Annotated in this window: 25 protein-coding genes and 3 pseudogenes; 19 read left to right on the top strand and 9 right to left on the bottom strand. The window is 34.5% G+C overall.

Annotation, left to right across the window (positions count from 1 at the left end; translation table 11 throughout):
- Positions 1-8 precede the first annotated feature (8 nt).
- The 8 genes from BAQ49_RS26510 (at position 9) to BAQ49_RS26475 (ending at position 9,821) form a co-directional block, all read left to right on the top strand.
- Entirely contained in the window at positions 9-1,760 is a 1,752-nt protein-coding gene (locus BAQ49_RS26510) for an ABC transporter transmembrane domain-containing protein (RefSeq protein WP_071747723.1), read from the top strand.
- A complete protein-coding gene (locus tag BAQ49_RS26505; RefSeq protein ID WP_071747722.1) occupies positions 1,760-3,523 on the top strand; it encodes an ABC transporter ATP-binding protein in 1,764 nt (587 codons plus the stop codon). Before BAQ49_RS26510 ends, BAQ49_RS26505 begins: the two co-directional genes overlap by 1 nt.
- Positions 3,524-3,722: 199 nt before the next feature.
- Complete coding sequence (locus BAQ49_RS26500; RefSeq protein ID WP_071747721.1) at positions 3,723-4,766, top strand: GH25 family lysozyme; 1,044 nt, start codon at positions 3,723-3,725, stop codon at positions 4,764-4,766.
- A 222-nt stretch (positions 4,767-4,988) separates the two neighbouring features.
- Positions 4,989-6,023 (top strand): nuclease-related domain-containing protein, encoded by a 1,035-nt coding sequence (locus BAQ49_RS26495; RefSeq protein ID WP_071747720.1) that lies wholly within the window; start codon positions 4,989-4,991, stop codon positions 6,021-6,023.
- A gap of 110 nt (positions 6,024-6,133) precedes the next feature.
- Entirely contained in the window at positions 6,134-6,703 is a 570-nt protein-coding gene (locus BAQ49_RS26490; protein ID WP_071747719.1) for a hypothetical protein, read from the top strand.
- Positions 6,704-6,923: 220 nt separating this feature from the next.
- A complete protein-coding gene (locus BAQ49_RS26485; protein ID WP_071747718.1) occupies positions 6,924-8,651 on the top strand; it encodes an S-layer homology domain-containing protein in 1,728 nt (575 codons plus the stop codon).
- Between the two features lie 158 nt (positions 8,652-8,809).
- Positions 8,810-8,956 carry a BC1881 family protein gene (locus tag BAQ49_RS26480; protein WP_000836278.1) on the top strand — a complete coding sequence of 49 codons (147 nt, stop codon included), beginning with the start codon at positions 8,810-8,812 and terminating at the stop codon, positions 8,954-8,956.
- 109 nt (positions 8,957-9,065) lie between these two features.
- Entirely contained in the window at positions 9,066-9,821 is a 756-nt protein-coding gene (locus BAQ49_RS26475) for a sulfite exporter TauE/SafE family protein (RefSeq protein ID WP_071747717.1), read from the top strand.
- 310 nt (positions 9,822-10,131) lie between these two features.
- Here the strand turns inward: BAQ49_RS26475 and BAQ49_RS26470 are convergent, their stop codons facing one another.
- Entirely contained in the window at positions 10,132-10,332 is a 201-nt protein-coding gene (locus BAQ49_RS26470; protein WP_071747716.1) for a DUF3903 domain-containing protein, read from the bottom strand.
- Between the two features lie 141 nt (positions 10,333-10,473).
- On the opposite strand from BAQ49_RS26470, the gene BAQ49_RS26465 reads away from it, so the two are divergent.
- On the top strand, positions 10,474-10,887 hold the full coding sequence (locus tag BAQ49_RS26465) for an NUDIX hydrolase (RefSeq protein WP_071747715.1): 414 nt from the start codon (positions 10,474-10,476) through the stop codon (positions 10,885-10,887).
- 13 nt (positions 10,888-10,900) lie between these two features.
- On the opposite strand, the gene BAQ49_RS26460 is transcribed toward BAQ49_RS26465, so the two are convergent.
- Positions 10,901-11,578 (bottom strand): LrgB family protein, encoded by a 678-nt coding sequence (locus BAQ49_RS26460; protein ID WP_071747714.1) that lies wholly within the window; start codon positions 11,576-11,578, stop codon positions 10,901-10,903.
- Positions 11,575-11,940: a CidA/LrgA family holin-like protein gene (locus tag BAQ49_RS26455; RefSeq protein ID WP_000872360.1), complete on the bottom strand. Its 366-nt coding sequence runs from the start codon at positions 11,938-11,940 to the stop codon at positions 11,575-11,577. The genes BAQ49_RS26460 and BAQ49_RS26455 overlap by 4 nt, the downstream gene beginning before the upstream one ends.
- Before the next feature lie 152 nt (positions 11,941-12,092).
- Between BAQ49_RS26455 and alsR the strand changes: the two genes are divergently transcribed.
- Positions 12,093-13,004, top strand: a complete 912-nt coding sequence (gene alsR, locus BAQ49_RS26450; RefSeq protein ID WP_071747713.1) for an acetoin biosynthesis transcriptional regulator AlsR — start codon at positions 12,093-12,095, stop codon at positions 13,002-13,004.
- 89 nt (positions 13,005-13,093) lie between these two features.
- Here alsR and BAQ49_RS26445 read toward each other — a convergent pair whose 3' ends face one another.
- Positions 13,094-13,690, bottom strand: coding sequence for a YgaN family protein (locus BAQ49_RS26445; RefSeq protein ID WP_071747712.1), 597 nt, complete (start codon positions 13,688-13,690; stop codon positions 13,094-13,096).
- A 174-nt stretch (positions 13,691-13,864) separates the two neighbouring features.
- Here BAQ49_RS26445 and BAQ49_RS26440 point away from each other — a divergent pair, with 174 nt between their 5' ends.
- The 3 genes from BAQ49_RS26440 (at position 13,865) to BAQ49_RS26430 (ending at position 16,386) form a co-directional block, all read left to right on the top strand.
- Positions 13,865-14,440: an FtsX-like permease family protein gene (locus BAQ49_RS26440; protein ID WP_071747711.1), complete on the top strand. Its 576-nt coding sequence runs from the start codon at positions 13,865-13,867 to the stop codon at positions 14,438-14,440.
- 94 nt (positions 14,441-14,534) lie between these two features.
- On the top strand, positions 14,535-15,446 hold the full coding sequence (locus tag BAQ49_RS26435) for an ABC transporter ATP-binding protein (RefSeq protein ID WP_071747710.1): 912 nt from the start codon (positions 14,535-14,537) through the stop codon (positions 15,444-15,446).
- On the top strand, positions 15,439-16,386 hold the full coding sequence (locus tag BAQ49_RS26430; protein ID WP_071747709.1) for an ABC transporter permease: 948 nt from the start codon (positions 15,439-15,441) through the stop codon (positions 16,384-16,386). The genes BAQ49_RS26435 and BAQ49_RS26430 overlap by 8 nt, the downstream gene beginning before the upstream one ends.
- Positions 16,387-16,408: 22 nt before the next feature.
- On the opposite strand, the gene BAQ49_RS26425 is transcribed toward BAQ49_RS26430, so the two are convergent.
- On the bottom strand, positions 16,409-17,569 hold the full coding sequence (locus tag BAQ49_RS26425) for a M20 peptidase aminoacylase family protein (RefSeq protein ID WP_071747708.1): 1,161 nt from the start codon (positions 17,567-17,569) through the stop codon (positions 16,409-16,411).
- 155 nt (positions 17,570-17,724) lie between these two features.
- On the bottom strand, positions 17,725-18,633 hold the full coding sequence (locus tag BAQ49_RS26420) for an EamA family transporter (RefSeq protein WP_071747707.1): 909 nt from the start codon (positions 18,631-18,633) through the stop codon (positions 17,725-17,727).
- Positions 18,634-18,955: 322 nt separating this feature from the next.
- Between BAQ49_RS26420 and BAQ49_RS34165 the strand changes: the two are divergent.
- From BAQ49_RS34165 to BAQ49_RS26405, 3 genes and pseudogenes are all read left to right on the top strand, one after another.
- Positions 18,956-19,105: pseudogene (locus tag BAQ49_RS34165) on the top strand (peptidase T).
- Positions 19,106-19,121: 16 nt separating this feature from the next.
- A complete protein-coding gene (ccdA, locus tag BAQ49_RS26410; protein ID WP_071747706.1) occupies positions 19,122-19,829 on the top strand; it encodes a cytochrome c-type biogenesis protein CcdA in 708 nt (235 codons plus the stop codon).
- A 90-nt stretch (positions 19,830-19,919) separates the two neighbouring features.
- Entirely contained in the window at positions 19,920-20,426 is a 507-nt protein-coding gene (locus BAQ49_RS26405; protein ID WP_001028439.1) for a CcdC family protein, read from the top strand.
- Positions 20,427-20,486: 60 nt separating this feature from the next.
- Here the strand turns inward: BAQ49_RS26405 and BAQ49_RS26400 are convergent.
- Positions 20,487-21,170 (bottom strand): annotated as a pseudogene (locus tag BAQ49_RS26400) (hypothetical protein); the annotation flags it as partial.
- Position 21,171: 1 nt separating this feature from the next.
- On the opposite strand from BAQ49_RS26400, the pseudogene BAQ49_RS33780 reads away from it, so the two are divergent.
- Positions 21,172-21,528, top strand: a pseudogene (locus BAQ49_RS33780) (hypothetical protein); the annotation flags it as partial.
- A gap of 30 nt (positions 21,529-21,558) precedes the next feature.
- Here the strand turns inward: BAQ49_RS33780 and BAQ49_RS26390 are convergent.
- Both BAQ49_RS26390 and BAQ49_RS26385 read right to left on the bottom strand, forming a co-directional pair.
- Positions 21,559-21,999, bottom strand: coding sequence for a DUF2621 domain-containing protein (locus BAQ49_RS26390; protein ID WP_071747705.1), 441 nt, complete (start codon positions 21,997-21,999; stop codon positions 21,559-21,561).
- Between the two features lie 103 nt (positions 22,000-22,102).
- Positions 22,103-22,399 carry a hypothetical protein gene (locus BAQ49_RS26385; RefSeq protein WP_000262392.1) on the bottom strand — a complete coding sequence of 99 codons (297 nt, stop codon included), beginning with the start codon at positions 22,397-22,399 and terminating at the stop codon, positions 22,103-22,105.
- Positions 22,400-22,643: 244 nt separating this feature from the next.
- Here BAQ49_RS26385 and BAQ49_RS26375 point away from each other — a divergent pair, with 244 nt between their 5' ends.
- Entirely contained in the window at positions 22,644-23,231 is a 588-nt protein-coding gene (locus tag BAQ49_RS26375) for an AAA family ATPase (protein ID WP_116733505.1), read from the top strand.
- A complete protein-coding gene (locus tag BAQ49_RS26370) occupies positions 23,228-23,800 on the top strand; it encodes a DJ-1/PfpI family protein (RefSeq protein WP_071747703.1) in 573 nt (190 codons plus the stop codon). Before BAQ49_RS26375 ends, BAQ49_RS26370 begins: the two co-directional genes overlap by 4 nt.
- Positions 23,801-23,809 lie beyond the last annotated feature (9 nt).

Below are 23,809 nucleotides of genomic sequence, written 5' to 3'. Positions count from 1 at the left end.
GGATAAATATGAAAGTGTTTTTTAATTTAGCTTGGTTTTTTAAGCAAGAAAAACGAGCGTACATAATCGGAATTATTATGTTATTTGGTGTCGCGCTTCTTGAACTTGTAGCGCCAAGAGTACTAGGGATTGTAGTAGATGAAATTAATAATGGAACATTAACGGCTGAAAAATTGTTGAACTGGGTTATTCTATTAGTAGTTGTAGGAATTACGATGTATATATTACGTTACTTATGGCGTATTATGATTTTTGGATCTTCTTTAAAACTAGCTCGTCAACTGCGAAAGAATCTATATGAACATTTTACTAAGATGAGCCCATCCTTTTATCAATCACGTCGCACAGGCGATTTGATGGCACATGCAACAAATGATATTCAGGCGATTCAGCAAACTGCGGGGTCAGGTGTTTTAACACTTGTTGATTCATTAGCTGTTGGAGGATGTGTACTCGTAGCGATGGGATTTACAATTAGTTGGAAGTTAACGTTATTAAGTTTAATTCCGATGCCAATTGTAGCTATTTCTACAAATTATTATGGAACTTTATTGCATAGAAGATTTCATAAGGCACAGCAATCGTTTTCTGAAATCAATGATAAAGTACAAGAAAGTATGAGTGGGATGAAGGTAATTCGCTCACTTGGACAAGAGAAAGAGGATTTACAAGCATTTCGGAAAAAATCTGAAGATGTCGTACATAAAAATATGCTAGTTGCACGTATTGATTCGTTATTTGATCCAACGATTTCCTTAATTGTCGGATTTTCATTTTTGATCGCAATTTGTTACGGATCATTATTAGTCGTACGGGGAGAATTAACTGTAGGGGAATTGGTAACATTTACAACATACTTAGGGACACTTGTATGGCCAATGTTAGCGTTTGGATGGCTATTTAATATTATGGAGCGTGGACGTGCTTCGTATGATCGTGTAGAGAAGATACTTTCACAAACTTCAGATGTAGTGAATAGGGACAATGCTATAAATACTATAGCAAGTGGTGATGTTTCATTCGCTGTTGATTCGTTTTCTTATAAAAAGAATGAACTATTAAACTTAAAAGATATTTACTTTAATTTAAGAAAAGGTGAAACGTTAGGAATTGTAGGACGTACCGGTGCAGGGAAGACGACGTTGTTAAAATGTTTAATTCGAGAGTATGATCATTTTAATGGTGAATTAAAAGTTGGGGAGCGGGATATTCGAGATTTAACACTTCACGGTGTGCGTTCTGCAATTTCATACGTACCGCAAGATCACTTTTTATTTTCAGCGAGTATTGGGGAGAACATTGCTTTTGGAAAGGCCGATGCTACATATAAAGAAATTACCCGGGCTGCTGATATTGCTTGTATTCATAATGATATATTTCAATTTCCAGAAGGGTATGACACTGTAGTAGGTGAAAGGGGCGTTTCACTATCAGGAGGTCAAAAACAGCGAATCTCTATTGCGCGTGCATTATTAACAAATGCTGAAATTTTAATATTAGATGATTGTTTATCAGCCGTAGATGCAAAAACAGAAGAAACTATTTTAACTGCATTGAAACGAGAAAGGGCAGAGAAAACGACGATTATTACTGCCCATCGTTTAAGTGCTATTCAGCATGCAAATCTTATTCTTGTTATTGATGAAGGTAGGGTTATGCAGCGAGGGACACATGAGCAATTAATGAAAGAAAATGGTTGGTATAAAGAAATGTACGAAAGCCAGCAGTTAGAGGCATTAGTAGAGAAAGGAGGCGTATGATGGCTGAGAAAAAACGGAGTGATTTAAGAAGGTTGCTTTCTTATATGAGGCCTTATAAAGGGTTATTAGCGTTAGCATTTTTATTTCTAGTTGGTGCAACTGTAACTGAAATGATGGGTCCTTTTTTAATTAAACAATTTCTTGATGAACACTTAGTGCCAGGTAACTTTGAACGATCAGCACTTGTAACTCTATTTGTAGTGTATATTATTGCTCATTTATTAAAAGTATTATTTACTTATTTAGACTTATTGTACTTTCAAAATATCGCTTTTAAGATTGTCCAAGATATGCGAGTTGAGGTGTATGAACATGTTCAAAAATTGTCATTAAGCTTCTTTGATCGTACGCCGATTGGTACGCTCGTATCCCGCATAACGAATGATACAGAAGCGATTAAGGATTTTTATGTTAGTGTACTATCAACATTCGTGAAAAATGTAGTCTTTTTAGTAGGGATTTTAGTAGCGATGTTTTTATTAGATGTAAAATTAGCGCTATTTTCGCTCATATTAATTCCGATAATGTTTGCAATTATGGTGTTGTATCGACGGAAAAGTGCAGCTTTTTATTTAGAGGTACGTAATCAGCTGAGTGTATTAAATGCAAAGTTAAATGAGTCCATTCAAGGTATGAATATTGTTCAGGTGTTCCGGCAAGAAAAGCGGATGAGAAAAGAATTTGAAGAAGTGAACAATAAACATTTTAGTGCTGGACGTCGTACATTGAAACTAGATGCATTACTTTTACGTCCAGCAACAGATCTTGTTCATATTGTAGCAATTGCGTTAGTACTTGGTTTATTCGGAATCGATGCTTTAAAGAGTCCTGTTGAAGTAGGGGTTTTATATGCTTTCGTTAACTATATTCATCGTTTCTTCCAGCCGGTCAATGAGATGATGATGAAACTATCCTTCTTCCAGCAAGCGCTTGTTTCATCATCGCGTGTATTTCATTTAATGGATGATAAAGATTTAGCTCCTGTTCAAATGGGGAGTGAACAGCCACGAGTAGCTAACGGGGAAATTCAGTTTAAAGATGTTACTTTTTCATATGATGGAAAGCGTGACGTTTTAAAAAATGTATCTTTTCACGTAAAGCCAGGGCAAACGGTTGCTTTCGTAGGGCATACTGGTAGCGGAAAGAGTACGATTATGAATTTATTAATGAGATTTTACAATATTAAATCAGGAAATATTGTAATAGACGGAGTAGATTTAGAAAAGTTTGAAGAACAAGAAATTCGAAAGAAAATTGGTCTTGTGCTGCAAGATGCATTTTTATTTGCTGGAAATGTAAAGCAAAACATTCGTATGTATAATGAAGAGATTACAGATGAAGAGATAGAGGAAGCGGCAAAATTTGTGCAAGCGAATACGTTTATTGAAAAATTACCAGAGCAGTATGATACAGAAGTTGTCGAAAGAGGAGCTGCATTTTCTAGTGGTCAAAGGCAATTAATTGCTTTTGCTAGAACGATAGCAACCAATCCGAAAGTATTAGTGTTAGATGAAGCGACGGCAAATATTGATACAGAAACAGAGGAGGCTATCCAAACGGCATTGCAGCAAATGCGAAAAGGCAGAACAACGATAGCGATTGCGCACAGATTGTCTACAATACAAGATGTGGATCAAATATTTGTTATGCATGAAGGGGAAATCATAGAAAGAGGAACACATCAGGAGTTACTTAGTAAACAAGGGCTATACTATAATATGTATTTATTGCAAAATAAAGGGAGTTTACAAAAGGCCTTGTAATTACAAGGCCTCTTTTGGGATGTTAAAAGTGTATTAATGGAGTTTATGATGGACGGTGTAGTTTCAATTCCACTTTCTTCTTAAACATCTCGACAAAATAAATATATTAGAACTTTATTACTATAGCATAAACGTCGTGTCCACTAACTTAAGTTGTACATATTGTATACGGAATAAAAAATTTGATAGGAGCTTTTATATGCAAAATAGATCCAGTTCAAATGTTACGTTTATCGATGTGTCTCATTGGGAAGGGGACATTAATTGGAATGCTGTGAAGTCATCAGGTATTCCAGCGGCGTATGCAAAAGCGACGGAAGGCGTGAACTATATTGATCCTACTTTCGTTCAAAATGTACAAGCTGCAAGAAATGCGAATGTATTAATCGGTGCATATCATTTTGCGCACCCAGAACAAAATGATGCCATTTCAGAAGCGAAATATTTTGTGAATATATTACAGAGTAATCAGACGGACTTAATTCCTGTTTTAGATTTAGAATCGCCAACGGATACTAGCAATAGTAGTTTAACGGGTGCGACTATATCGAATTGGGCAAGAAGTTTCGTGAATTATGTGAAACAAGCTACTGGGAAAAATGTAATGTTATATACAGGAGTTTGGTATATTAGTGAATTTGGAATTAACGGGTTAAGTGACATTCCACTTTGGATTTCCAGATATTCTAGTACACCGCCTGCTGATGCTGGCGGATGGACAGAGTGGACAGCATGGCAGTACACAGATTCTGGTCAAATTTCAGGTGTGGGAAATTGTGATGTATCAGCAGCTGTTTCATTAGAAGCTTTACAAGAAAATGGAGCAAGTGGTGGAGGTAATGTTTCCGCGCCTAATAATGCAACACCAGTATATGGAGTTGCTGTAATTAATGGAGATAATGTGAATTTACGAAGTGGACCATCTTTACAGTCTAGTGTAATTCGCCAATTGAATCGTGGCGAATCATATGAAGTTTGGGGAGAACAAAATGGATGGCTCTGCTTAGGGACAAATCAGTGGGTATATAATGATTCAAGTTATATTCAGTATAAACATTATGTGGCAACTATTACTGGCGATAATGTGAATCTGCGAGACGCTCCATCATTAAACGGGAATGTTATAAGACAGTTACATCATGGTGAATCATATCGAGTATGGAGTAAGCAAGATGGATGGCTTTGCTTAGGGACAAATCAATGGGTATACTATGATTCAAGTTATATTCAATATGGTGTGTAATAAAGTAAAACTTTAATTGATGAGGATTGTCCACACTGATTATTGGACAATTGACCAATACCAATGGGTTTTTACCAGCGGTTTTACTATAAAAAGGTATCTTACTTGAGATGCCTTTTTATAAAAAATATATAATTTTTACTAAGTGTATATTAAAAGCATAGTATAATATAATCGATATATTTATAAAAATAATCGGACGTGAAATAAAGGAGAAAAAATATGGAGTATGTGCTAATAGGTGGAATTTTAATATTATTAGCTGCAGTGTTTGTACTGTTTTATAAAAATAAACAGTTAGAATCAGAGAGCCAGCAAGTAGAATTTGAAAAGAAACAAGCGATTGAAACGTATGAAAGTGAAATTGCAGCTACGATTACAGAGCATAAAGAACAACAAAGTACTTTAAAGAATATGGAACAGAAAAAATATAATGATTTACAAGTTAGTACAGCTAGAGAACTTGAAAATATGCGTATGATGAAAAATCAACTAGCTGTTCAACATAGTAAAGAACGTAGTGAAATGCAAGATAGGCATAGTAATGACCTACATATGTTTCAAAATTTAATTGCGGATTTACGAGAGTATACCAAAAATGGTGCTGAAGTGAATACACATGAAACATTACATTATATGAAACGAGGTTTTGTTGAGCAAGGAATCATACTAGAAGATGAGTTTCATATTGTGCCGAATATCTTTATGAGAAGTAATAAAGATAGACATAAACGTGACGTAAACGATAATCGAATCCATCATCTCATCTTATGTAAAACTGGTATTTATCTACTGGAGACGAAAGAATGGACAGGGAAATTAATCCATGGCTTAACGAGAGAAAATGCAGGTATATATTCATTTATGATTGAGGAAATTGGCAAGTATCAACATGAAATTGAAAAAGAAGAGACATTTGAATTTATTACGGATGGAACTTCATTAACTTTGCAAGTTCGAAATGAAGGGAATCCAGCGTATAAAGCGAAAATACTATCTCAAACTTTATATAATTGTTTGGAAGAAATGCAAGTAGATATTGTAAAGGAAAAAATAAAACCGATTGTATATTTTGAAAATGAAGGTGGAAAAGAAGTTATTGATCTTTCTAATGAAGAATTGCCGAGATTTAAAGATAGAGAGCAAATTGTAACGTTTTTCAGAAATGAAGTTTTAACAAGTAAAGTAATATATACTGCTCAAGAACTACGAAAGATTAGAGATATGATTGGCCAGATGAATTATGTTGCGAAGTGAAACTTTAATTAGCAGAGCTGTTATATGTAGCACGACTTCCACCTAACATAGTAAGGCTTGAAGTGGGAGTTTCACAGCCTGTAAATAGCGGGATAAAGTAGGTGAGTTAGGTGGAGAAAGGTAAAAGCTCTATATTGTGGGGAATATTGTACATTTATTTTTGTTTGTATATATTAATGTATCTTGTGTTTATCTTTGTTATTGATATGGTTCATGTGTCATTGAGTGTAACGAGTATTTTTGTAGTAGCAATGCCTTTTATTCTACTAGTTATTATTCAAAAGGCTGTTTTACATGTATCAGCAGGACGTGATAAAGATAAGAAACAGCTGTTCATTGTAATGATGGTTGCTCTCATTCCATTGATAGTATGCACTTTACAATTAAGTTTAAATAAATACACTTCAAACTTTAATCAGGATCGGTGGTTAAATGATGAGGAAAAACGGGTATATATGATAGATGACTTATTAAAGCGGCATAAATTGATAGGGAAATCAAACGAGGAAATTATAAAATTGTTAGGGGTCCCTACGAAAACAAGCAGTTTGGAAACGGGAATTACTACACTATACTATCTTGGGAATGAACGTAGTTTCATTCCTATAGATAGTGAATGTCTTGTTTTGCAATTTGATAAAGATGGTAGAGTTATAGAGTATAAGGTACAACGAGATTGAAATAGTGAGAGGAGAAGCTATATCTTTTATAGCTTCTTTTCTATATTCCAATATAGAAAAAACAGGCAAATAGTAGTCATTCCTATCTATACGAATGAGATAGAGTTTGTTATATTGTAAATGGTTATTTAGTTTAGAAGTTTACTAGATAGTATTAAATTTTTTAGATTAGGGAGGGAAGTTAACACGAATTTCGATATAAGCGTGTTAAATAATTATTATGAAAAAAGGATTTTATAATGTTTTAGCTGCATCAATTGTATTTAGTATGGTGACGATTCCAACTTTTTCCTATGCTGACACAGTAGAAAAGACCGTAACAATTTCAACTGACGAACAAGCTTTAAAAAGTATTGAAAACCATATGAAAGATGAAGATGGGCGTGGAGAGGACAAAGGAGTAACAACTGAAGCGCAAGGAGATTTTCTTGTACATATAATAAGTTCAGCATCTTTATTTGATTCTGCTGATTTACAAAAAGCGACAGGTGTGCAGCTTTCTAATCAAGTAGTGAAAGCCGAAAAACGAAAAGGGAACGCTTACTATGTTGAAACATCATCTGGAGCTGGATGGATACAAAGTAGTGAAGGAAATGTAGAGGTTAAGGAAGTTTATCGCTTGGTAAACGAAAAGTTAGTAATTAATGAAGAGACAGCTACATATTCCGCACCATTTAATTCATATAAAGATGAGAAAGTGTTACAACCGCAAACAATTATTGCAATTGGACAAGTTGGAGAGTGGTTCCAAGTCCAAATAGATAATGAGGTGAAATGGATTTATGCACCTTCAGCAAAATTTGAAGGGACAAAGGCCTCGCTTATTCAAGACACAACACCAACACGTACAAAACGTGCAGCTGTTATGTATGCAGCGCCATCAGCAGAGAAAACAACGGATATTTACGGTGTACCATTAAAGGAAATGATTGTACCAACAGGAAATGAAAATATTCGTCCAGGCAATGCGATGAAACCAAAATACATTACAATTCATGAGACAGATAATTATAGTGTTGGAGCAAATGCTAGAAACCATGCACAATATTTATACAGCCAAGCAACAGGAACGACTGATCGTTCAGCATCTTGGCATTTTACAGTAGATGATAAAGAAATTTATCAACATCTACCATTAAATGAAAATGGTTGGCATGCTGGAGATGGAGCAGAAGGAACTGGTAATAGAGAATCAATTGCAATTGAAATTGCTGTCAACCAAGATGGTGATTATAATAAAGCTGTGGAAAATGCTCGCAAACTAGCAGCATATTTAATGGGGGAATTAAATATTCCTTTAGAAAATGTGAAAAAACATCAATTTTGGAGCGGAAAAAATTGTCCGGCCATTATGATAAAGAATAATGCGTGGGAGCCATTTTTACAGGGAACGAAAGCTTATTATGATGCGAATCATAAAGATGATATAACTGGTGGTTGGTATGAAGCGGATATTCGTGAATTAGATAAAAGAGGTATTATGGTTGGAGATGGAAAGGGTTCTTACTGGCCAGAACGCCTTGTAACACGTGGTGAATTTGCGAATTTAGTTTCAAGATCATTGCAATTACCAGAGGGGAAATCGAATTTCAAAGATTTAAGCACAGCTCATCTATCGCTAGTAGATGGTATTAATCGTGCAGCTAGTGCTGGGATTATAAGTGGAAGAGGAAATGATATATTTGCTCCGAATGATACGATTAAACGTGATGAAGCTGTCATTATGATTGATCGTGCATTGCAATACAAAAATATAAAAGGTAATTTAGTTTCATTACCATTTACGGATCAAAATTTAGCGTATGATAAACAGGCAGTTCAGCGTGTTTATGGATTAGGTATCGTAAAAGGGAATGAGAATAATGAGTTTATGCCAAAAGGTTCTGCAACACGTGGGGAATCCGCAGCATTTATTAATAGAATGTTAAAAGTAATAGAGAGTAAATAATGGAAAGGCATTCGCTTTGGCGAGTGCTTTTTTATTTTTCAATATGTTATAGAAAGGGGATGTGAATTTTGACTGGAATAAGGAATGAAAGTGGAGGTGATGCATATATTTAGAGGCATTGGGTAGTTTTTTGTATAAAATGAAAAGGAGGTAGGACGGTGAAATCAATACCGACTGAAGTCCTGAGTAAGGAATTGATGGAAAGAGAAGGGGTTATATCTATTACAGTGATGGAATTTGAAAAGATAGAAGTGGCCGGAGTAGTTGTTTCTGGTCCCGCTGTTATTTTGATTAATCAAGAGTAAGTACATATTATTAATATAGAAAAAGTAGAAAGAGCATCCATTTAGGATGCTTTTTGTTTGTATAGAAGTGCGCATGTGATAGATAATTGGAATATTGGAGGGGGAATATGTGGCAATTATTATAACAATGTTATTAATGGGAGTTTTATTAGGGTTTGTCGGAGCAGGAGGAGCAGGATTTATCATCGCGATACTCACTTTAGTATTCCATATCCCTATTCACGTTGCTCTTGCAACATCTCTAACTGCTATGGCATTTACGACATTATCTGGGGTAGTAAGTCATTATAGAGAAGGGAATGTTGTGTTTGTAATAGGCGGAATTGTTGGGGGATTTGGAGCGATTGGTTCCTTTATTGGTTCGAAGTTTGGTTCGCTAATACCAGCGAATCTTCTACACTGGTTTACAGCGGGAATGTTATTTTTATCTGCAATTTTTATGTTTATTCGATTAATTATATTTCAAAAAAAGGAACGGTCGTCTTTAAAAGGGCATAACGAACTTTCGAAAGATAACTTGATTAAATGTATATGTCTCGGACTGGTTACTGGAATGTTAGCTGGTTCATTTGGGATTGGTTCAGCACCCTTTATCCAACTTGGATTAATAGTTCTATTAGGATTAACGATTCAGCAATCTGTAGGGACGACAATGCTTGTTATATTACCAATCGCAATTGGAGGTGGGCTTGGATATAGTTCGGAAGGGTATTTAGATTATGTATTATTAGTACAAGTTTTAATCGGGACAATGTTAGGGGCATATATAGGAGCTAAGTTTACAAATTATGCACCTCGGATGCTTTTAAGGTTTTCAATGATTATGACACCGATACTAGCTGGATGTATGTTGTTAGTAGAGTAAAGAAAACTATTAATATATTTTACGAATGAATTATGTAAGTAATTCATATTTCCCATATAAAAGAATTTGTTTTAATATAATGAGTGTAAAGTTCGAGTATTCGAAGTATTACTTGAATTATATCCCTATCCCTTTTCTAAAAAATGCGAACAAGTTTTGCCCTATTCTATTCAATAGTTTATTGTATAGAAATATATTGTTCGATGACCATTATGGAACGTACATAATGGGTAAATCCCGATCCTTAAAGAGGATGCCCCTAATCTTCATGTGAAAATATGATCGGATAAGAAAGCTGGCCAATTTATGGTCAGCTTTCTTTTTGTTCAATGAGTAATTCTTCTTTAATTTCTGTTTGCAATAATAAAGTTTTTCCGAAGCGCCGTGTGCATTCAGCCCGTACCTTTTGGATTGCTAGTAGCTGCGAAGTGGCGGGTACTGTGACGATAGCCTGCCGAGGTTTTCGATTTTCTTCACAAAGAACACATTCCACAACATATTTAGAAATCATAATTTCATCCTTCCATTTTTAATTTCTAAGAAGGGATTGTCTATGAAGTTAATGTGATTTTTCGTCATTAGTTTACTTTTTTCCTCTTTTTTCAAGGAGAAAATGATAAAGAAGGTGAATTTTTATAGGGGAGGGATGTATATGGAAAGATGGTTAGGTTGTGCAGCAGTATGTGTAAATGAAAGAAATGAAATTTTAATGGTGTTGCAAGGGCAAAAGGGTGAAGAAAAAAGGTGGTCTGTTCCAAGTGGTGGGCTTGAAAATGGAGAAACACTAGAAGAATGTTGTATTCGAGAAGTTTGGGAAGAAACGGGTTACAATGTGGAGGTTGTAAATAAAATATACGAAAAAGAAGGTATTACATATGGGGTTCCTGTATACGTTCATTATTATGTCGTTAAAAAAATAGGCGGTAGTATGAAAATCCAAGATCCTGATGAGTTAATACATGAAATTGCTTGGAAGAGGATAGATGAAATGAAGGAATTAACGCTATCTTTCCCGGAGGATTATAAGATTTTAAATAAATATATAAATAAAAAAGCAAGTGTTTAAACACTTGCTTTTTTTAGTGTAACCAAGATAAAAAAAGCGGAACGATAACTAAACTAGCTCCAGCTGTTAAAAGCATTGATAAACTTGCAATTGTACCTTCTATAGGACCGATTTCAAATGCTTTTGATGTTCCGGTTCCATTCGCGCTAGTACCTAGCATTATACCTTTTGCGAGCGCTGTTTTAATACGGCATATGCGTATGAGCGTAGGACCGAGTAACGCTCCAGTTAAGGCAGTTAATACGACGAAAACCGCTGTTAATTGTGACATGCCGCCAATCATTTCTGAAATAGCCATTGCAATAGGTGTTGTTACAATGTGCGGTGCTAAACTTTGTTCTATTGTAGAGTCAATTTGAAAAAAATTAGCTAGTAGTGCTGAAGTAATAACTGAAAGAAAAGAACCGACAATGACATTAATTAAAATAGCAGTGCCATGTTTTTTTAATAGATCAAAATACTTATAGATTGGCCACGCGAAAGCAACCGTTGCAGGCTTTAATAATTCTGTTAGCCAATGACTACCAGATTCGTAGGTTTCGTATGGTGTATCTAATCCGAGCAATAAAGTAATTAAAATGATTGGGCATACAAGCAGGGGAGAAAGTAAGCTCCAATTCCAGCGTTGATACATTTTTTTAGATACCCAATATGTGAATAGTGTTAATAGCAAACAAAGAAAGCCGATCATTGTGTTGATCCTTTCCGCTTTAATAGCAATTCTGTTAATAGTCCTGTTACGAGAGTGACACAAAGTGTACTAATCACGATAATTAAAATGAGATCGATTCCATACTGTGATAATGTATCTTTGTAACGAATGACAGCGACTGCAGAAGGGATGAAAAATAAAATAAGTTCTTTTAATAAAAAGTCTGCACCGTCTTGTATCCATTCTTTTTTCACTATATTAAATTTTAATGAGATTAATAATAGAAAAATACCGATTATACTTCCTGGAACTGGGAGGTGTGCCTGTTTTGCAATCCATTCACCTGTCCAAGCGAAACAAAATAATAATAATATTTGTCCGCTTAACTTCCACCATTTCATACAGTAACCACCTCTTTCTTTTTTTACATAAAAATTGTAAAAAAGAATTAACAATTTCTACTATACGTTCATTCGAAATATTTGTCTAATATATAAATTATATGTTATTAATATATTAGATGTATTAATCGAAAGTGAAAAGGGTGTCCAAAATGGAATTACGGCATTTGCAATATTTTGTTGTAGTGGCAGAGGAATTACACTTTGGACGAGCAGCTGCTCGTTTACAAATGACACAACCACCGCTTAGTCAACAAATTCAGCAATTAGAAAAAGAAATGGGAGTTATGTTATTTTCAAGAACGAAGAGAAAGGTTGAATTAACAGAAGCAGGAGAAATGTTTTTAAAAGAAGTAAAAAAAGCGTTTGAACAAATTGAAAAAGCAGTAGAAGTTGCACAAAGTGCGCAAAGGGGAGAAGTTGGATCACTTTCAATTGGTTTTGTAGGTGCGGCAATATATGATATTTTACCGTCAATCGTCAGAGAGTATAGAAAGAAATTTCCGAGAGTGTCTGTAGCATTACATGAATTGTCAACACCGGATCAGGTGCATGCACTTCATGATAATCGAATTGATATTGGATTTTTACGTCCGCCAATTCCAACGCAATTACTTGAGTTAGAACCAATTCAAAAACTTTCGTGTACGTTATGTTTACCAAAGGCACATCCGCTTGCTGAAAAGGACGAAATACATATCGAAGATTTAAGGGATGAACCGTTCGTATTTATTACGAGACCAGTATGGCCAGCGTTATATGATACAATTCTATCACTTTGCCGTGATGTAGGTTTTAGTCCGCACATTGTACAAGAAGCAACGGAGTATCAAACTGTCATGGGTCTTGTAGCAGCAGGTATTGGAATTACGGTAATACCTGTATCAGCAAATAAATTGTATAAAACAGAAGTTGTATATAAGGAACTATGCGATTCTAATTTTGTAGCAGAAATGTCGGTGGCTTACAAAAAAATGAATAGTAATCCAGAGCTGTTAGAGTTCTTAAAAATTGCAAGAGAGAAAAAAAGGATTGAAGTGGAAGATGGGAAGGGTGAGCAGTAATCATGACGGAGAAGGGATTTAATTAAGATACACAAAACTACACCTTGTTAAACAATAAAGCGGAAATGCACCTAAATTGCATTTCCGCTTTATTGTTTTTTTAGCTCGATACTAAATAGATAAACATGTTCGTTTTCTTTTAAGAGTAGATCAATACCCGTTTCTTCATCAATTGTAGGGACGCTTATAGTTTCTTTATTTGTTGGGATTACAGCGGCTAAAATCGTTTTTTGATTGTATTTTACGTTTTTAGTAGATTGAATTGTAGTAGTTGCAGAACTATTTACGATTGGAGGGGACTCTTCAGGAACAAGCGTTGAACCACCGTCGATATTAATATACCATTGGCCTTTTTCTTGTACATCTTTATCAAATTGGAGATGTGGTGCTATGCATGAAAGCCTTATGTTCTTTTCTGAAAAATGTGATGAAGCTATGTTAGCAATTTCTTTTACTTTTTTACCATTTTGATAATAGTCAATTGTAGCATGGAGTTCATCTTTATTATTTTTGATTGTAACGTTATAAAACATTCTATTTCCTTCTCCTATAGGAGTCATTTGTAAAATATCAGATTGCTCTTTTGTTAACTTATATGGTTTAACAGTGGCACCTTCATTGTTTTTTAGTGAGCTACAACTAGTGAAAAGTAACAAAGAAAGAATAAACAGTAATTTTATACGCATATAACCCCTCCTTTTTACAATTATAGTATATAAATGTTTTTATTCCCATTTTATTTTCTAGGACTAAAGGCTTAGTAAAGATTCCGATTGAAGTGCGATGTTTAAAATGTCATATTTTTATACACTAGTATTATAGAAGGAGTATGTTATGAAGTGAGGTAGGGGAAGAAATTTATGTCTTTATTTCGGTTGGCGAGAAAAAATATACAAAAATTTGCTATCAGAAGGTTAAAACAATTTATGTGGATTGCTATGAATACAATGGTTTGTTTTTTTATGATATCATTCCGGTTCAATGAAGATGTAATAAGTAAAGCGGAATATACACCTATATTTGTAAAGTGGTTTTATGCAATGTTTCTATTTGTAATTTTTGTGTGTATGTTCATTACTTATAAAATGACAGCCTCTCTTTTACAGAGTAGGAGAGAGGAGTTTAGATCGTATGAAGTAGTGAATATGAAGAGAAAAGAAATGTTATGTTTATTATGCCAGGAGCAATTATTAACTTACGGAGGAGCTTTCATTTTCGGATTAATTCATGGTATGTTATTTCTGAAATTATTTATTATTATTTTTATGAAAGTAGTAGGAATCCAAGGAGTAACAAATGCACCAATTACGTTGTATGCGATAATGGTAACAGCAGTTGTTATGATAACCGTCATTATAATATCGATGTGGCAATGTTGTAGATTTATACAAAGGTTAAAAAATGAAAAGTCATATGAAACGAGGAGAAAGGCATGAGAAATCATGGCTTTTTCTTCATTTTACACATGTTATTAATCATGATACAGTGGGAAGAACTGAAAAAAAGAGTTAAGAAGAAAGGTTGTATGGAATGATAAATGAGCAAGCGATCGTAAAAGTTGATCGATTAACAAAGCGAATTGGTTCAAAGACGTTAGTAGAAAATATTAGTTTTGAAGTGAAAAAAGGTGAAGTAGTTGGCTTATTAGGACCAAATGGTGCTGGGAAAACGACATTAATGCGAATGATGGTTGGAATGATTCGTATGACAGAAGGAGAAGTATGGATTGATGGTCAATCTGTAAAACAGCAATTTGAAAAAACTGCTGCGAAAATTGGTGCTGTAATTGAGACACCGGAATTTTATCCTTTCTTAAGCGGCTATGAAAATTTAACATATTTCGGAAGAATGAATGGAAATGTGACCGAAGAACGTATCGATGAAGTAGTGCAATTGCTAGGGATGGGACAAGTAATTGATCGTAAAGTAAAAGCATATTCACTCGGTATGAGACAGCGTTTAGGAATTGCTCAGGCGCTTATTCATGATCCAGACGTATTAATACTAGATGAACCAACGAACGGATTAGATCCTAGTGGTATACATGAAATGCGGATGTACATAAAGAAAATTGCACATGAACAAGGAAAGGCGGTTCTTGTATCTAGTCACTTACTTTCAGAAGTAGAATTAATGTGTGACAGAGTTATTATTATTCAGCACGGAGAATATGTCGCAACACAAAATATTCAAAGTGACAAAAAGGAAGAAACGGAAAAAATACATATACGTGTAGATGATGTGAATAAAGCGAAAGAAGTTTTAGAATACGATGTTTTAGTAGAAGAAAACGAATTAGTTATAAACGTGAAAGATGAAGAAATTCCAAATATTATTCGTACATTGATGGAGAAAAACATTCAAGTTTATCGTGTATATGAAGAAAGAAAAACGCTAGAAGAGCAGTTTTTAGAATTAACAGGGGGAAAAGATATTGTTTAATTTAGTTTATAACGAGTTGTATAAAATATTTAAGCGAAAGCGAACGATTATTCCTTTTGCAGTTATTGCAGTATTAATTGTTGGATTAGGATGGGTTACGGTCAAGTATTTAGAGCCAGAAACAAAAGGGTGGAAAGTGGATTATACAGAACGTACTGTAGAAATTGAGAAAAAGCTCGGCATGAAAAAAGCGGATATTTTAGCAGAAAAGTCAGGGGACGAGCTTGTAAAGGAATATCTGCTTAAAATGAAGCATTTAGATACGGACATAGCACCGTCAAGTAGTTCACCGCTTTCATTTATGAGAGATACAGGTTTCATTGTATTTCCAATTTTGCTTCCGTTTATTCTCGTGTATGCAAGTACAATTTTTGCGAATGAATATAGCTGGGGAACATATAAGTTTTTAACGATCCGTCCGGCAAATCGATTTAAAATTTTAACAGCAAAATTTTTAGCGATCGTGTTATTTGCAGCGTTATTGTTTATATTTAATATGATTTTCTCAGCTTTATGTGGACTTGTTATTTATAAATTCCAACAGCCTGCATGGAGTGAATTTATTTTCCGAGATGGAAATATAATAAAACAAAACATTTTTATGGAAGTAAGTAAGTATTATGTTTTATCGTGGTTGCCAACTATTGTGTACGCAGCGTTTGCATTTATGATTTCTGTTTTAACGAGATCTAGTGGCGGCGCAATTGGTATTTCGCTATTTCTTGCTTTATCAGGAAATATTGCGTTAATAGCAGCAACTAGATATGAATGGGCGAAATATTTATTGCCAGCAAACACAGATTTATATAGTATTTCAAAGAATGGAAGCTTTATTGATGGAGTAACATTCCCATTCGCTTCTTGTATACTTCTTCTGTATTTAATTGTATTTCTAGGGATTTCTTATACAGTATTTATAAAACGAGATTTAACCGCATAGGCAAAAGCCGTTAAGGATTAACTTAACGGCTTTTTGTATGTGCTAATTGATGAATAGCCTCTTCGGCTAATAAGGAGAAATACTCCGCGCTAATAGGTAATGCTTTTTCATCTACTGTAAAAGATGGATGATGCCATTCATGTGTACCACTTGTTCCCATAAAGACGAATGAACCTGGTGTTTTTTGTTGGTAAAAAGAAAAATCTTCTCCGGCCATTGATGGTGTAGGAGAGATAACGTTTAGATTCATTTGCTCTGCAATTTGAATAGAAAGATTAGTGAGTGTTTTATCGTTATGAACAGCAGGAGGACCTGGGTAAAATCGGAATTTTGTTTTTACACCTAGTGCATCAGAAACCCCTTTAATAATACGCTCCATTAATGCTGGAATCTTTTCACGTGTTTCAGCTTGGAATGTACGTACAGTTCCTTCTAACGTAGCTTTTTCAGGAATAACGTTCCACGTATTTCCTGAATGGATGTTTGTAACACTAACAACTGCATTATGAGATGAACTTATATTTCGACTTACAATTGTCTGCAGTGCCATAACAATTTGAGAGGATGCGACAATAGGGTCAACGCCAGCATCTGGTACAGCTGCATGTGTACCAACTCCGTGAATTTCAATTTCAAATCGATCAACTCCGGCCATTAGTGGTCCATCTTTAATACCGATTGTACCTACTGGTAAATCAGGTTTATTATGCATACCAAAGATAGCTTGTACATCCTGTAAATGTCCAGCTTCAATAACTTTGCAAGCACCATTACTGCTTTCTTCAGCTGGCTGAAATATAAAGCGTATAGTTCCGTTAAGAGAAGATTCTTTTTCCTTTAATAAATAAGCTGCACCAATAATAGCAGCCGTATGAAAATCATGCCCGCAAGCATGCATTTTACCCTGTATTTTTGAAGCGTATGGAAGGCTTGTTTCTTCCTGGATAGGAAGAGCATCGATATCAGCACGAATCGCTACAACTGGTCCATTTTTATTACCAGAAATTTCAGCGATAATCCCTGTTTCTAAGTTGGAATCCATAATAGTGATATTGGCCTCTTCTAACCAATTTTTTATCGCTTTTGTTGTTTCAAATTCTTCGTATGATAGTTCTGGATTTTCATGTAAATGCCGACGAATAGAAATAAGTTTTTCTGTTAATTGATCTGGAATAGATGCCACTTATTATGCCCTCTTTCTTAAGTGAAGTATTTATATTAATTATACAATAATAAAAGAGAGGATTCTCAAATGAAAATCCTCTCTCGTTTATCCCCGATTGGTTTAACTAATAATCAGTGGGGATGAACAAAACCCCCACTGATTAAAGTTTCACTTTATGCTGCAACTTTTTTATGAGTATGCTGTTTTCTATGACGTCCACGCATTGCATATGCAATTTGCGGGATTGCGATACCGATTAAAATAAGTGATACACCGAACCATTGTGAAGATAGTACAGCTTCTTTTAAAACGAATACAGACATAATAGTTGTAACTGGTAGTTCTGCTGCACCAAGAATAGTCGCTAATCCAGAACCGATTTTTGGAATGCCAATTGTAAAGGCAATAGACGGAATAACGATACTAAATATTCCTAATCCTAAGCCATATTTCCAAAGCCCTTGAGAAATGGCACCGTTCATAATAAATGTTGGCGGGAATACGAGCATTACTAAAGTTAAAGCACCAGCCATTAAAAGAACACCGCGCGGTAATGAAGGCACTTCAACAGCAACTTTTCCGCTCACGAAAATGTATGTTGCGAATGTGACGGCAGATAATAAACCTAAAATGATTCCAGTCGTATCGAAATCACCTGCTGATTTTTCTAGTAAACCACTTGATAAAAATGTACCTACAAGTAAGAAAATAACCGAAATAACTTTTTCTCTTGAAGGTAATGTTTTCGTTGCGACTGCTTCAATGATAATCCCAACCCAAACGAATTGGAATAAAAGTATAATTGCAATAGAAGCTGGTACAGTTTTTAATGAAGCGTAATAAAAAATTCCAGTGAAGCTTGCCGATGTTCCTGCAACGAATAAAATTAACGCTTGTTTTAATGGAACACGGTGTCTAGAAAATAGAAGTGTAATAGTAAGCAAAATAATCCAACCGAACAAATATTGGCTACCAATTACCTCTCCGAGTGAAAATCCTTCTGCATATGCAAGCTTAACAAAAATAGCTAAAATCCCATAACTACACGCTCCTAATAAAACTAAAAGAGAATAACGAAGCATGAAAAATTCCTCCCATCTATATGAAATTGTTCCGTAACGGACATATATAACTAGAGGGAAGTATACAAAATTAAAAATAAAGGGTCAACTGAAAGAAAAGTGCGACATTTTATAGAATAATAATAAAAGTATGATATTTATGCATAATCTTGAAATTAATAATAATTAAAGTATTGTAAAATCAGTGTTACATTGTATAAAGACAGCATTTGAAAAAAATATTTTTTCAGGTCAATATGTGTGAAGTTGATTGTAATGTGCTAAGTATTTGAGAAACTGTGATACCTTTGTTATGTTAGTAACAACTAGAAAGAGCTTCATAATTCAATTGAGATTGTTCTATATAATAGAAGGAAATGAAAACGTTTTATTAGAAACTGTTTGAAAGAGTAGTTTTTCTTATTATCACGTTGTTAAAGTGAGTTCACGAATTGTTCATAGTATTTTTATGTGTTTTTGCTACAATATGTAAGGAGAGGAGTGGAATCATGCAAGATATTAGTATTTTTTTAGCGTTTGGCGCTGGGTTTTTATCATTTATTTCCCCATGTTGCTTACCGCTTTACCCGGCATTTTTATCATACATAACAGGTATGTCGGTTTCTGAATTGAAAGAAGAAAATGCAATGCTTCGCAAAAGAAGTATGATACATACAGCGTTTTTCTTACTTGGTTTTTCAATTATTTTTATTGCGATTGGATTTGGTACAAGTTTTATCGGAGGCATCTTTACGGATTATAAAGATTTAATTAGACAGTTAGGTGGTATATTTATCATCGTGTTCGGTCTTATAATTGTCGGTGTGTTTAAGCCGAAGTTTTTAATGCAAGATCGTAAATTTACTTTTAAGAATCGTCCGAGTGGTTATTTTGGTTCAGTTCTAATTGGATTGGCATTTGCTGCAGGGTGGACACCATGTACTGGCCCTATTTTAGTGTCTGTAATTGGATTAGCTGCAACAAATCCAGAATCGGCAATGATTTATATGATTGCTTACATACTTGGATTTGCTATCCCGTTTTTCGTACTTTCATTCTTTATTACGAAAATGTCTTGGATTAAAAGAAATAGTATGGCTTTCATGAAAATCGGAGGATACATTATGATTGTCATGGGGATATTCTTATATTTTAATTGGATGACGAAAATTATCGTATATTTCTCAAGTTTATTTGGTGGTTTTACCGGTTTTTAGTATTATTCTGTGAAAATGTTGGAAATACTAACGGAAAAGCATATAATGAAAGTATATTTTGCATATAGCCACAAAAAAGGATGAGAAAATATGAACATAGTTCTTTTATCAAGTATCGTTGCTGTTTGTATGGCTGTCGGTGCGATGTTTATTCGTTTAAAAGCAGCTAAGAAACCCGCAACATTGAAAAAAATTATACTTCCACCATTTTTTATGAGCACGGGAGCATTGATGTATGTTTTTCCTGAATTTCGATTAACTCCAGCGGAAATGTTAGAAGCTATTGGCGTTGGTTTGTTTTTCTCTATTTTTCTTATTAAAACATCTAAATTTGAAATTAGAGGGCAAGAGATTTATTTGAAGCGTTCAAAAGCATTTGTTTTTATATTAATTGGATTACTTGTAGTGCGAATTGTATTTAAAACATACTTAAGCCAATCTCTTGATTTAGGACAACTTAGTGGCATGTTCTTCTTACTTGCGTTTGCGATGATTGTGTCATGGAGAATTGCGATGTACCGTTCCTTTACGAAATTACAGAAGGAAATGGAAAAAGAAGACGGTTTTTATAATGAAAAAGATATGAAGCTAACTTAAAACTGTATATGTATTAAATAAAAAGACAGCGCCAAAAACGCTGTCTTTTTATTTATATTGTTAACATCCTCTGTTCCAACCGCGACGTATAAAACGTTCACCATTAAAAAAATAATTTAAGTTTGGTGAGACGAATGGACCGATAAACGGAACGATGTTAGGTTCTGAAGTCTCATCAACAGGAATTGGTGGTTTAGTAGGGTCTGGTCTGAGTGTATATCTAACTCACGCAGTATTTCGGATAAGGCCATTTTGTGGCTCGCTTGTTACTTGTACGATGAAGCGAACGATAACGGATTCCCCTGGATTGACAGTTTCAATAAGAATACCAATAGCTGGATTACTTCCAGGACGTAATACGCCGTTTACTGTTACTGAATCCTGATAGAAAGTAACTTCAGGAGGTAGTGAGTCGGTAATGAGTAAATTATGTGCTGGTATAGTGCCATTGTTAGTGAAGGTAAGTGTATATGTTATGAAGTCACCAAGCTGGGCGCTATTTACATTTGCAGTCTTAATAAATGTGTTTGGCTCATTCGGGTTTACTTCTATCGTAATTGGTGGTGTTGTTGTCGTTGTTGTCGTTGTCGTTGTTGTGACGGGTGGTCTAGTAGGATCAGGCTGAGAAGTATACGTAACTGATGCGATATTTGTAATCATTCTATTAGTTGGGAGTGTAATAACCTGTACTTGGAATGAAATAGTTACTGATTCTGATGGATTCAAGGTTCCAACTGGAATTCCTAATGGTGATACGGATGCGACTGCAGATATATTTGTTTTAAATGGTAGTGCACTTTCAGGACCTAACAATGCTAATCCAAACTTTTTCGCCTTACAAGTTAATAATTATTTAGGGAATTTAGATACAGTAGGTAGCTTTGCAGACCGAAATATGCCTATTGGAACTGCTGCAACGAATCGGCGTGCTGAATTTGATGTGACGAATGTTCCTGCGAACGGTGTATTAACAGCGGGATCAACTTCTACGTCAGTTAATATTCCAAATACATTTGATTATATTTATGCTGGTGCTGTAGGCTTGCAAATAGAGTTAGGAGAGGCTCGTCTAGTTGCTACAAAATCAGTAACTGTAAGTTAAAAAAGATTGCCATAAGCTAGCAATCTTTTTTTACGAAGGGTATTTTGTTAGTAAAGATTGATAATTAGAATAATCAATCTCTTTTTCTTGTAGTTTTTTAACTAAAAATTTATGATCACGCTTTGGTGTGGCGATAATATATCCTTTAATAATTAAATCTTGTGTAATTTTAGAGGCATTTTCTTGTAATGCTAGTTCCCCAATTTTACCAGCAATTTTTGATTTAGCAACATCACGAAATAGTTCAGGAACAGGGCTTACGAGTTCTTCTAATAATTGTTTCTGCTCGTTATCCCATAAGTGTCGTGTTTGATCAATGTAGTGTGCTTCCCAATCTAAAATAGACATGCCGTCTTCTTTCGGTAATCGTTTTAAAAATTTTCTGAACATAAAGTATCCACCGATAGACATAAGTCCTAATAAAATTACAGTCCATAATACAATGAACCAACTGAACCATCCTTCGAGCAAGTATATCCCCCCTTAATGATTGCGGTCTTCTTTTATTCATATTATAAACAGTGAGATTCATAGAAAGCAAGAACGCTTGGTCAATTTGACCAAGCGTTATAGTTTAAACGAAGTATAGTTGTTCAACACATAAATTATTATTATCGTCTTCAACGTACTCAATAATAAGTGTGCCAACTTTACGATCTTTATCTTCAGTTGTGAAAATAGAGTAAGAAGTAAAACGCGCTGTTGATAGGCCGCTTATATGTGTAGGTAAAGAAATGTAGTCGTTATCGCGGAAGAATTCCATTAGTTCAATATCTTCAAATTCTTTTCGGTCAACTTGTTTGTTTGTATAGCGGCGTTGAAGTTGTTTTAAAGATGCATTCCAAGAAATTGCTTTTGTGTCGTATACCATTGTTCTATCTCCTTACTGTATGTAATTATTAAGAACATACGTTCTAATTTAGTATACTCTTTTTATAAGAAAAGGGAAAGCAAAAAATAATGTAAGCTTGGATTTCCAAGCTTACATTATTTTGCGTCCGTCATAATCTCTATTTTTTATTATAAGTTACATAAGAATAAGAAACAAGGTGATATATATTATGTTGATAGTTTTCAAAATTCTGTATATTATCAATGTATTATAAGAAAAGGGAATGAGAGGGATGGTATACGTAATTTCACTTCAAGGACCGATGGCAAGTGGAAAAACAACATTGGCCAAAAGCTTAGAGCGATGTGGGCTTTCAGTTATATATGAAAATCCTTATCAAATTGTAGAAAAGCGAAAAAAATTAAATTTGGATATGTGTACAAAAGAGGGATTTATTACAAATCAAAAAATGTTTATTGAAGCAAAAATAAAAGAGGTTCAAAATGTGAAAAGTTCAGTCGTGATTTTTGATCGTGGGCCAGAAGATATTGAATTTTATACACTCTTTTATCCGAAAGTGATAGGGAAAGAGTGGGATATAGAAACAGAATTAAAAGATGAATTGTATAAATTAAGAGAATGCCGTTCGGATGCAATTTTTTATTTAGACGTTTCGAAAGAGAATGTATATGATAGAAAAAATAATGATATGACAAGAAATCGAAGTACTTTTGAGGAACAATTTAAATTAGTAGAAACTGAAAAAGAATGGTATAAACAATTTCCTGTAACTTGTGTGGACACGAATACATTAACAGTGGATGAATTAGAAGCATATTTTATGGGCTGGTTAAAGGAGAAAGGACTATGAAAAAAATATTATTATTCGTATATCCAACATTTGCGGAGTTTGAAATTACAGTAGCAACAGCATTGCTGAAAAAGAAATATGAAATCATTACTGCGGGTTTAACAAAAGAATTGATTATAAGTGAAACAGGCTTGCAAGTACAACCGCATATAGAATTAAGTGAAGTGCGTGTAGAAGAATATGAGGGGATTATTATTCCAGGCGGAGATGCAATACATATGAAGGGTGCGGAAGTACTCTTTTCACTCATCCGTCAATTTCACGAACAAGAAAAATTAGTAGCTGCTATTTGTGCTGGACCGTATGTGCTAGCAAAAGCAGGCTTATTCAAAGAAATCTCGTATACAGTGACTATCGATTATAAAAAAATAGATTGTTTTCCAGTAGAAAATTTTGTGTATGAAGAAGTTGTGCGACACTCAAATATTATTACAGCACAAGGACATGCTTTTGTACCATTCGGAATAGCAGTTGCTTCTTATTTTGGAGTAGCGAACGAACATAATACAAATTTTTATGGTGGCAAGGGCAATATGATGATGGAGAATCTTTTACCGGAAAACGTGTAAAAGCTAGCA

This window comes from Bacillus proteolyticus (genome assembly GCF_001884065.1).
GTDB classification, from domain to species: domain Bacteria; phylum Bacillota; class Bacilli; order Bacillales; family Bacillaceae_G; genus Bacillus_A; species Bacillus_A proteolyticus.
Note: the sequence above shows the minus strand (reverse complement) of the source record. Positions and strands in the feature narration are given on the sequence as shown.

What these genes read in the sequence shown, in the direction of transcription:
- BAQ49_RS26510 (WP_071747723.1), top strand. Translation starts at nt 9, where the DNA reads ATGAAAGTGTTTTTTAATTTAGCTTGGTTTTTTAAGCAAGAAAAACGA.
- BAQ49_RS26505 (WP_071747722.1), top strand. Translation starts at nt 1,760, where the DNA reads ATGGCTGAGAAAAAACGGAGTGATTTAAGAAGGTTGCTTTCTTATATG.
- BAQ49_RS26500 (WP_071747721.1), top strand. Translation starts at nt 3,723, where the DNA reads ATGCAAAATAGATCCAGTTCAAATGTTACGTTTATCGATGTGTCTCAT.
- BAQ49_RS26495 (WP_071747720.1), top strand. Translation starts at nt 4,989, where the DNA reads ATGGAGTATGTGCTAATAGGTGGAATTTTAATATTATTAGCTGCAGTG.
- BAQ49_RS26485 (WP_071747718.1), top strand. Translation starts at nt 6,924, where the DNA reads ATGAAAAAAGGATTTTATAATGTTTTAGCTGCATCAATTGTATTTAGT.
- BAQ49_RS26470 (WP_071747716.1), bottom strand. Translation starts at nt 10,332, where the DNA reads ATGATTTCTAAATATGTTGTGGAATGTGTTCTTTGTGAAGAAAATCGA.
- BAQ49_RS26465 (WP_071747715.1), top strand. Translation starts at nt 10,474, where the DNA reads ATGGAAAGATGGTTAGGTTGTGCAGCAGTATGTGTAAATGAAAGAAAT.
- BAQ49_RS26460 (WP_071747714.1), bottom strand. Translation starts at nt 11,578, where the DNA reads ATGATCGGCTTTCTTTGTTTGCTATTAACACTATTCACATATTGGGTA.
- BAQ49_RS26455 (WP_000872360.1), bottom strand. Translation starts at nt 11,940, where the DNA reads ATGAAATGGTGGAAGTTAAGCGGACAAATATTATTATTATTTTGTTTC.
- alsR (WP_071747713.1), top strand. Translation starts at nt 12,093, where the DNA reads ATGGAATTACGGCATTTGCAATATTTTGTTGTAGTGGCAGAGGAATTA.
- BAQ49_RS26445 (WP_071747712.1), bottom strand. Translation starts at nt 13,690, where the DNA reads ATGCGTATAAAATTACTGTTTATTCTTTCTTTGTTACTTTTCACTAGT.
- BAQ49_RS26440 (WP_071747711.1), top strand. Translation starts at nt 13,865, where the DNA reads ATGTCTTTATTTCGGTTGGCGAGAAAAAATATACAAAAATTTGCTATC.
- BAQ49_RS26435 (WP_071747710.1), top strand. Translation starts at nt 14,535, where the DNA reads ATGATAAATGAGCAAGCGATCGTAAAAGTTGATCGATTAACAAAGCGA.
- BAQ49_RS26420 (WP_071747707.1), bottom strand. Translation starts at nt 18,633, where the DNA reads ATGCTTCGTTATTCTCTTTTAGTTTTATTAGGAGCGTGTAGTTATGGG.
- ccdA (WP_071747706.1), top strand. Translation starts at nt 19,122, where the DNA reads ATGCAAGATATTAGTATTTTTTTAGCGTTTGGCGCTGGGTTTTTATCA.
- BAQ49_RS26405 (WP_001028439.1), top strand. Translation starts at nt 19,920, where the DNA reads ATGAACATAGTTCTTTTATCAAGTATCGTTGCTGTTTGTATGGCTGTC.
- BAQ49_RS26385 (WP_000262392.1), bottom strand. Translation starts at nt 22,399, where the DNA reads ATGGTATACGACACAAAAGCAATTTCTTGGAATGCATCTTTAAAACAA.
- BAQ49_RS26375 (WP_116733505.1), top strand. Translation starts at nt 22,644, where the DNA reads ATGAGAGGGATGGTATACGTAATTTCACTTCAAGGACCGATGGCAAGT.
- BAQ49_RS26370 (WP_071747703.1), top strand. Translation starts at nt 23,228, where the DNA reads ATGAAAAAAATATTATTATTCGTATATCCAACATTTGCGGAGTTTGAA.